This window comes from Intrasporangium sp. (genome assembly GCF_032907665.1).
GTDB lineage: Bacteria > Actinomycetota > Actinomycetes > Actinomycetales > Dermatophilaceae > Intrasporangium.
The window spans coordinates 1-8,188 of the sequence record NZ_JAJJPG010000148.1 but is presented as its reverse complement, the minus strand read 5'-3'; the positions used below and the strand labels follow the sequence as shown (position 1 = coordinate 8,188).

Here is an 8,188-nt window from a genome sequence, read left to right as displayed (position 1 = left end):
CCCCGCGCCGGCGCCGATCTCGAGGAGCCGCATGCCGGGCCCGGCGACGCCGGCGGACTCGAGCGCGTCGAAGACCGCGCGCGAGGGTAGGGCGGTCGCGCTGCCGCGTAGTCCTCTGCGATCTCGTCGAAGTGCCACCAAGGTCTGGGTTCCAGACGAGGCTCAGTGGCTCCGCCCTCCCGGGCGTGCAGTTCTCACTCTCGGCCGCAAACCGCTGCAGCGCAGTGTCGGTGGGCTGCCCTAGGGTCCCCGCAGGGGCACCGACAGTTGGGAGCACGATGGAGCTGAGCGCTGCACTGAAGCTGGGCCGAGAGCTCATGGCCGTCCACGGACTGGGCGACTGGGTCCTGGGTCTCGACCGGGCCAGGACGAGAGCGGGTGTCTGCCGGCCGGCCAGACGCGAGATCACACTGAGTGCCCACCTCACCCGGCTGCACCCCGAGCCAGAGGTGCGCGACACGATCCTGCACGAGATCGCGCATGCCCTGGTCGGTCCCGGCCATGGGCACGACGCGGTCTGGCGGGCGAAGGCTCTCGAGATCGGGTGCTCCGCGCAACGGTGCTCGTCACCGGGAGCGCCGAGTGTCGCCGGTGACTGGGTGGGCACCTGCGCCCGGGGCCATTCGGCGACCCGGCACCGCGTGCCGACCCGGGTGGTCATCTGCGCGCGGTGTCCCGGTCCCGATCCGGCGCGGGTCCTCGACTGGACGTTTCGGGGGCAGCGCGTGCCGATGCACCCCAACTACACGGCAGAGCTCGATGCCCTGCTCCTTGGGCTCCCCCAGCTCGCACCCGGGCGACTGCGGCCAGGCGCCGTGGTCCGGATCGCCGCGCCCGGCCAGTTCGACGGCACTGTGGGCCGCATCGTCACGCGGGGCCGCACCCGCTATCGCGTGCGGGTGCCCGACGGTGTCCTGTCGGTGCCGTTCGCCTGGGTCGAGAAGGCCGGATGAGTCACCCGGGATGACCTAGCGCGCGGCGGGCTGCGGCCACCAGTTCGGCCGGCTGCCGCGCGACGGCGCACGTGTGCGCGTCCGGCCGGACGAGCCACACGTCAGCGGGGCGCGCCTTGAGGGACTCGAGGAGTATGCCGCTGGGCTCGATCTCGTCGAGGGCGACCACGGCGTGCGGCGCGGGTCCGGCGCCCTCGCGCAACGCCTCGCGGACAGCGGCGAGGTCGGCCTCCGGGCCGGCCAGCGCCAGCAGCCCGGCGCGAGCGAGCTGTCGCACGTGGGTGATCTCCGGTCGACCGCGCACCTCCACGGGGGCGTCGGGCAGGATCACGCCCGGCACGGGCTCGGGTGGTGCGCCGCGCGGCGGCCGCCCGGTCCAGGGCCGGTCATCGGCTCGGGTCGTCAGAGGCGAGTCGACGTACCAGTACGGCTCGGCGAGCCGGCCCGAGTCCACCCGCGTTCGCGCCGTCGTGTCGCTCCGGGCGGCCTCGAGGAGCTCGGCCCGACGCGCGGCCGCCTCCGGAGAGTGCGGCACGAGGAAGTCCATCGTGGCCGTGGTGACGGCGAGGTTCTCGACCGCCGCGGCCCGACGCTCGGTCTCGTAGGTCTCGAGCAGGCCGGGCCCCGCCCAGCCGCGGAGGGTCCACGCGATCTTCCACGCGGCGTTCTCGACGTCCGGGACCCCGGAGTTGAGGCCGCGCGCACCGAACGGTGCGACGAGGTGGGCGAGGTCTCCCGCAAGGAGCACGCGGCCCACACTGAAGCGTGAAGCGATCCGTGCGTGGAATCGGTAGACCGAGGACCAGTCGACCCGGTAGTCCGTGTCGCCGACGATCTGGCGGATGCGCGCGTCGAGCCGGCCTGAGGCTCGCTCGGCCTCGAGGTCGAAGTCCGGCTCGACCTGCCAGTCGATCCGGTAGAGGCCGAGGGGGCACGGGTGGATGAGCACCTGCCGGCCCGGGTTCCACGTCGGGTCGAAGTAGAACCGGCGCTCCTGCTCCCAGCCGGGCAGGGTGGCCTCGATGTCGCAGATGAGGAAGGCGTCGTCGAAGGAGGTCCCCTCGAAGTCGACGTCGAGCATCGCCCGCACGTCCGAGGCCCGGGAGCCGGCGCTGGCGATCGCGTAGTCACCCGTGAGGTCGACGTCCCCGTCGGGTGTCTCGCAGCGGACGGTGACGGACGTCGACGACTGGGAGATCGCGGTGACCCGGTGCGACCAGCGCACGTCGATGAGCGGCTGGCGGGCGATCGCGTCGTCGAGGACCTCCTCGGTTCGGGCCTGGGAGATGTTGACGAAGGGCGGGAAGGGTGAGCGGCCCGCGTCGCTCAGCTCGACGACGAAGAGCTCCTGGTCCTGGTAGAAGGTCCGAGCCCGGGACCAGGTCAGGCCCTCGTCGGCGATGGCGCCGGCCCCGAGCTCGGACCAGAAGTCGAGCACGTCGCGCTGCTGGCAGATGGCCTTCGACCCGATGGGGTCACGTTCGGGCCGTTGGTCGAGGAGCACGACGGGGATGTCCCACCGGGCGAGGGCCAGGGCTGCGGTCTGGCCGACGGGACCAGCCCCGAGAACGAGAACGGTCATCGCTGCAGCTGGTCCCATACCTCGCGGTCCCGCTCCGCCGTCCAGATGACGGGGCGCTCGATCCCGTTGAGCTCGTCCCAGAAGCGGGACACGTCGAAGGGCAACGAGTGCTCGAAGATCGGCCACCGGCCGTATTCCTCGACGAGGGCGGCGTGAGCCGCGTCGAAGGCGTCCTTGAGCGAGCCACGCTGCCGGTGCACGGCCGTCACCTGGGCCATGAGCACCTCGAGGAAGTGACGGGTCTGGGCGATGGCGGCATCGACGGCCTCGCGCCCCTGCGCGACCGCACCGCGCCCGCCGACGATCGACTCGGCCCGGAAGGATGCGACCGCATCGAGCGTCCTTGTCGCCCAGTCGCGGTGGTAGGCGTCGCCGGTGTAAAGGGCTGCCTGCGACTCGACGAGGTCGCCGGCGAAGAGCACGCCCTGCTTGGGCACCCAAGCGACGACGTCGCCCTCGGTGTGGCCGCGGCCGCACCAGCGCAGGATGAGGTCACCGCGGTCACCGCCGAGCGGGATCCACAGCTCGTCGGCGAAGGTGATCGTCGGATGGGTGAGTCCAGGGATCTCCTCTGGTTGCTTGAACAGCCTTGGCATCCGGCCGAACTCGCTCTTCCAGTCCTGCTCGCCGCGCTCGTCGATGAGCCGCCGGGTCGACTCATGGGCGATGATCTCCTCGGCGCCGTAGGCGCTCGCGCCCAGGACTCGAACCGCGTGGTAGTGGGACAGGACGACATGGCGCACGGGCTTGTCGGTGTGCTCGCGCAGCTTGGCGAGCCAGTCCCGGGCCGCGGCCGGGGTCGCCCTGACGTCGAAGCAGACGACGAAGTCCTCCCCCTCGATCGCCCCGACATTGGGATCCCCCTCGGCTGTCAAGGCGTAGACGCCCTCACCGAGGATCTCGACGGTCTCGACCTTCTCCTCGAGGTCCGCGGACGAGGCGAACGGCTTGCTCTGGGGCTCGGTCACTGCTGCTCCTTGGTCTTCGGCTCGATGACATCGAGGATCGCGCTCGAGGACGTCGTGCCCCCTCCGAGGTAGGCGCGCCGCACGCGGTCGTCCTTCGCGAGCTCGGCAGGGGTCCCTTCCGCGACGACCTCCCCCCGGTCCATGACGACGACGCGATCAGCGACGAGGAACGCTGCCCTGACGTTCTGCTCCACGAGCAGCACGGCGAGGCCGCGGTCATCGCGAAGGTGGGCGAGGGCCGCGACGATCTCGCCCACGACCTTCGGTGCGAGCCCGAGACTCGGCTCGTCGAGGACGATGACCGACGGCTCCGCCATGAGCGCCCGCGCCATGGCGAGCATCTGCTGCTCGCCCCCGGACAGGGCGCCGGCCGGGAGGGTGATCCGGTCCGCCAGGCGCGGGAAGAGCTCGAGAGCGGCAGCCCGCCGAGCGGCATACCCCTTGTCCCTCATCCGCACCCACCCGCCGAGGGCGAGGTTGTCCTCGACGGTGAGTGACGGGAAGACGAGGCGGTTCTCCGGCACGTGCGTCAGCCCGCGGGCGGCGATCTGCTCGGCGCCGAGCCGCGTGACGTCCGCACCGTTGAGGGTCACCGTGCCGGCTGTCGGCCGGAGCAGCCCGGAGACCGATCGGAGCAGCGTCGACTTGCCGGCGCCGTTGGCGCCCACCACCGCGACGAGCTCGCCCCGGTGGACCGTGATGTCGACGTCGTGGAGCACCTGGAGCCGGTCGTATGCCGCTCGCAGGCCCTCGACGCGAAGGCCGGCCTCTGCCGTCGCCGGGGTGGACGCCGGGGTGGACGCTGCCGCGCTCATGCCTTCACCTCCCCTTCGACGCGTGCCGCCGCCTCGCGGACGAGGCTCTCGTCCTCATCGGCGACGCCGAGGTAGGCGGCGATGACGGCGGGGTCGTTGCGGATCTCCTCGGGCTCACCGATGGCGATGAGCTGACCGTCATCGAGGACGGCGACCCGGTCGGCGAGGGCAAGGACCGCCTCGACGTCGTGCTCGACGATGAGGACGGCGACCCCGGCGCGGCTCGCCTCGCGCAGCAGCCGCGACAGGCTGGTGCGCTCGGGGCCGGAGAGCCCGGCCATCGGCTCGTCGAGCATGACGAGCGCGGGGCCGAGGGCGAGCGCCCGTGCGATCTCGACCTGCCGCTGCATGCCGAAGGGCAGGTCGGTGACGGGCCGGTCGGCGTGATCGCTCAGCCCGAGGGCCTCCAGCGCCTCCCGCGCGGCTGCGTCGATGCCGCGCTCCTCGGCGCGCGCGAGCCCGGCCATGCCACGCACCAGCCCGGCCCGGCTGCGCAGGTGTCGGGCGACCTTGACGTTGCCGAGCACGGTCGCGCTGCCGAAGACCTGGAGGTTCTGGAAGGTCCGTGTGGCGCCGAGGGACGCCGCCACGTGCGGTCGCTGGCCCTGGACCTCGCGGCCCCGGAAGGTGACCGTGCCCGCCGTCGGTGGCAGCACGCCGCTGATCATGTTGAACGCGGTGGTCTTGCCAGCCCCGTTGGGCCCGATGAGGGCGACGATCTCACCGGCGGCAACCTCGAGGTCCACGCTGTCGAGGGCGGTGACGCCGCCGTAGCGCTTCGTCAGGTCGCGCACGACGAGCAGCGACGCCCCCCGCTCGGGGAGCTCCGCGCCCTCGAGCAGCTGGGTCAAGGCCGCCGGCGCCGGCTGCACCGGCGACGCGGCCGGCTCTTCGGGGCCACTCGACTCGGCACCGGTCGAGGCAGCTGGCTGGGCACCTGCCGCCGGTTCGCCCGGCTGCGCCCGGTGCGCCGGCTGCTCGGCACGGCTGTGCCTGGTCCGTGCCGTCAGTGCCCCCGTCGCCGTGTGCCACAGCTGGGCGAGGCCGCCGGGCACGAGGACGATGACGAGGACCAGCGCGACGCCGAAGGCGATGAGCTGCACCTCGCCGCTCGCGCCGGGGATGACGGCGGCGATGAGGTCTCGGGCCCCTTCGTCCATGGCGCTGACGGCGATGGCGCCGGTGAGGGCGCCCCACACGGTGCCGAGTCCACCGAGCACGACCATGAGGAGCAGCTCGACGCTGAGCTCGAAACCCGCCGCCTCCGGCGAGACGACGGCGAGCCAGTGGGCGTAGAACACGCCGGCGAGGCCCGCATACCCGGCAGCGAGGACGAAGACCCGCAGTCGCAGCGCGAAGGTGTCGACGCCGAGGCACTCGGCGGCGACCTCGGAGTCGTTGACGGCGCCGAGGGCGCGACCCGTCCGGCTCCGGACGAGGTTCGTGGCCAGCAGCATGCCGATGACGACGAACGGCGACAGGAGCCAGAAGTACTCCTGCGCGGAGTCGTAGAGGCGCCCGCCGAAGTCCGGCTTGGGAATGCCGTAGAGCCCCGACGTGCCCCCGGTGATCTCGAGCTCACGGACGACGACGGTGACGATGATCCCGAGACCGAGGGTGGCCAGGGCGAGGAAGTGCCCGCGCAGTCGCAGCAGGGGCAGCCCGACGAGCAGGGCGACGAACATCGCGGCGAGCGTCGAGACCACGGCTGCCGGCCACATCGGCCAGTCGGCCTTGGTCACGAGGAGTGCCTGCGTGTAGCCGCCCACGGCGAAGAAGGCGGCATGGCCGAGGCTGACCTGGCCGGCGAGGCCCATGAGCAGGGACAGCCCGATCGCGGCGAGACCGTAGATCAGCGCGTAGACGCCCACGTTGACGACCGACGTCGATGCGACGAGCGGGAAGACGATGAGCGCGACGGACAGGATGACGAAGGGGAGCCAGCGGCGCCAGCGTGAGGAACGCAGCGGCATACGGCTCGATGTGACGGGGCCGGTCGCGGTGGTCACACGCGCACCCCGCTCGCCTTGAGGGCCAGGCCCTGGGGTCGGATCAACAGCACGAGGACGAGGACCACGAACGCGACCGCGTCGCGGTAGCCGGACGCGCCGTATCCGGCCACGAGGTTCTCGAGCACTCCGAGCAGGAGCCCGCCGAGCATCGCGACGCGGAAGGACACGAGCCCCCCGAGGGTGGCGGCGACGAAGCCCTTGAGGCCGAGCGTCAGGCCGGACGTCCACGACGCGAGGTAGATCGGTGCCCCGACGACACCCGCCGTCGCGCCGACGAGCCCGGCGATCGCGAAGGCGACCATCGTCGCCGTCCGCGGCGAGATGCCGACGAGTCGGGCCGCGGTCGGCTGCTCCGCACAGGCGCGAAGAGCCTTGCCGTGGAGGGTGTGCTCATAGAAGCGCACGACGAGGAAGCCGAGGACGGCAGCGGTGCCCAGGACCCAGAGCTCCTGGGAGCGGATGCTCACCCCGCCGATGGTGACGTCCGAGCCCGGGAAGGTCTCGAGGCGCTGGGACTCGGGGCCCCAGATGAGCAGCATCGTCGCCTTCACCGCGGTGGAGACGCCGAGCGTGAGGATGATCGACAGCAGCGGCGTCATCTTCTTGATCGGCGCGATCGTCAGCCGCTCGAGCGCCACGGCCACGAGGATGACGAGCGGGATCGCGACGAACACGGCGACGAGCAGCGGCAAGCCGGCGCCCACGGCACTGAAGGCCGTGAGCCCGGCGAGCGCTGCGTACTCCCCCTGGACCAGGTTGACGATCTCGCGGACGGAGAAGATGGCGACGAAGCCGAGGGCGACGAGGCCGTACACCGCCCCCTGGGCCAGGCCCGAGAAGACGAGCTGGAGGAAGTCGCTCATCAGCTGTTGTCTGCCACCGACCAGGTCTGGTCCTTGATCTCGACCATCACGAGCGCGTCCTTGGTCAGGCCGGAGTGGTCCTCGGGCGTCATCGTGAAGACGCCACTGACCCCGGGCCAGTTGGAGATCTGCTCGATCGCGTCGCGCAGCTTGGCCTTGTCGGTGCCGGCCGTCTTCAGCGCCTCGACCGCGATCATGAAGCCGTCGTAGGCGTGCCCGGCGAAGGTCGACGGGTTCTGGCCGTACTTCGCCTTGAAGTCGGCGATGAACTTCGTGACGACGGGCTTCTGTGGGTCGTTGTCCGCGAGCTGGTCTGCCACGAGCATGCGCCCGAGCGGAGCGAGCAGGCCGTTGGCGGAGTCACCTGCGGTGTCGAGGAAGGCCTGGTTGCCGATGCCGTGCGACTGGTAGACCGGCGCGGTGAGACCGAGCTGGCGGTAGGCCTTCTGGGCCAGGCCGGCGGCCGGCGGGATGCCCCAGATGAGGACGGCGTCGGGCTGGGCGTCGCGGATCTTGACCATCTGGGCGGTGAAGTCCGTGGCGTCGGGCGCGAACTTCTCGACGGGCCCGACGGTGATGCCCGCGGACTGGCCGATCTCGCCGAGCATCTCGGCGACGCCCTCGCCGAAGCCCGAGGCGTCCCGGGCGAGCGCGATCTTCTTGTAGCCCTTGGCCGACATGTCGTCGACGAGCTTCTCGAGGACGACGCGGTCGTTCTGGGCGGTCTTGAAGACCCACGTGCTGTCATCGACGATCTTCTGGTTCGCCGCGAGCGAGATCATCGGGATCTCGGCCTGCTCGGCGATCGGGCGCATGGCCAGGCTCGGGCCGGTGCGCGAGGCGCCGAGGATGAGGTCGACCTGCTCGCTCGAGATGAGACCGTTGACGGCCTTGGCCGCGCCGTCCTCGGTGGACTGGTTGTCCTCGATGATCAGCTCGATCTCGCGACCGTTGACGCCGCCGTCGGCGTTGACCTGCTCGGCGAGCATCTCGAG

7 protein-coding genes are annotated in these 8,188 nt (G+C 71.5%); 1 reads left to right on the top strand and 6 read right to left on the bottom strand.

Going from position 1 to position 8,188, the window contains the following annotated elements; all coding sequences use genetic code 11:
• The first annotated feature begins 278 nt into the window (after positions 1-278).
• Positions 279-953 carry a SprT-like domain-containing protein gene (locus LOY02_RS16420; protein ID WP_317183447.1) on the top strand — a complete coding sequence of 225 codons (675 nt, stop codon included), beginning with the start codon at positions 279-281 and terminating at the stop codon, positions 951-953.
• A gap of 1 nt (position 954) precedes the next feature.
• Here the strand turns inward: LOY02_RS16420 and LOY02_RS16415 are convergent, their stop codons facing one another.
• The 6 genes from LOY02_RS16415 to LOY02_RS16390 all read right to left on the bottom strand — a co-directional run.
• Complete coding sequence (locus tag LOY02_RS16415) at positions 955-2,535, bottom strand: FAD-dependent monooxygenase (protein ID WP_317183446.1); 1,581 nt, start codon at positions 2,533-2,535, stop codon at positions 955-957.
• Positions 2,532-3,503, bottom strand: coding sequence for an MBL fold metallo-hydrolase (locus tag LOY02_RS16410; protein ID WP_317183445.1), 972 nt, complete (start codon positions 3,501-3,503; stop codon positions 2,532-2,534). The genes LOY02_RS16415 and LOY02_RS16410 overlap by 4 nt, the downstream gene beginning before the upstream one ends.
• Positions 3,500-4,318 (bottom strand): ABC transporter ATP-binding protein, encoded by an 819-nt coding sequence (locus LOY02_RS16405; RefSeq protein WP_317183444.1) that lies wholly within the window; start codon positions 4,316-4,318, stop codon positions 3,500-3,502. The genes LOY02_RS16410 and LOY02_RS16405 overlap by 4 nt, the downstream gene beginning before the upstream one ends.
• Positions 4,315-6,327, bottom strand: a complete 2,013-nt coding sequence (locus LOY02_RS16400; RefSeq protein ID WP_317183443.1) for a branched-chain amino acid ABC transporter ATP-binding protein/permease — start codon at positions 6,325-6,327, stop codon at positions 4,315-4,317. Before LOY02_RS16400 ends, LOY02_RS16405 begins: the two co-directional genes overlap by 4 nt.
• Positions 6,324-7,193, bottom strand: coding sequence for a branched-chain amino acid ABC transporter permease (locus LOY02_RS16395; protein WP_317183442.1), 870 nt, complete (start codon positions 7,191-7,193; stop codon positions 6,324-6,326). Before LOY02_RS16395 ends, LOY02_RS16400 begins: the two co-directional genes overlap by 4 nt.
• Positions 7,193-8,188, bottom strand: a 996-nt coding sequence (locus LOY02_RS16390) for an ABC transporter substrate-binding protein (RefSeq protein ID WP_317183441.1), incomplete at its 5' end; no start/stop codon positions are given. The genes LOY02_RS16395 and LOY02_RS16390, both read right to left, overlap by 1 nt.

Bases quoted from the DNA above. Each gene is read 5' to 3' on its own strand.
- LOY02_RS16395 (WP_317183442.1), bottom strand. From the start codon at position 7,193: ATGAGCGACTTCCTCCAGCTCGTCTTCTCGGGCCTGGCCCAGGGGGCG.
- LOY02_RS16420 (WP_317183447.1), top strand. From the start codon at position 279: ATGGAGCTGAGCGCTGCACTGAAGCTGGGCCGAGAGCTCATGGCCGTC.
- LOY02_RS16405 (WP_317183444.1), bottom strand. From the start codon at position 4,318: ATGAGCGCGGCAGCGTCCACCCCGGCGTCCACCCCGGCGACGGCAGAG.
- LOY02_RS16415 (WP_317183446.1), bottom strand. From the start codon at position 2,535: ATGACCGTTCTCGTTCTCGGGGCTGGTCCCGTCGGCCAGACCGCAGCC.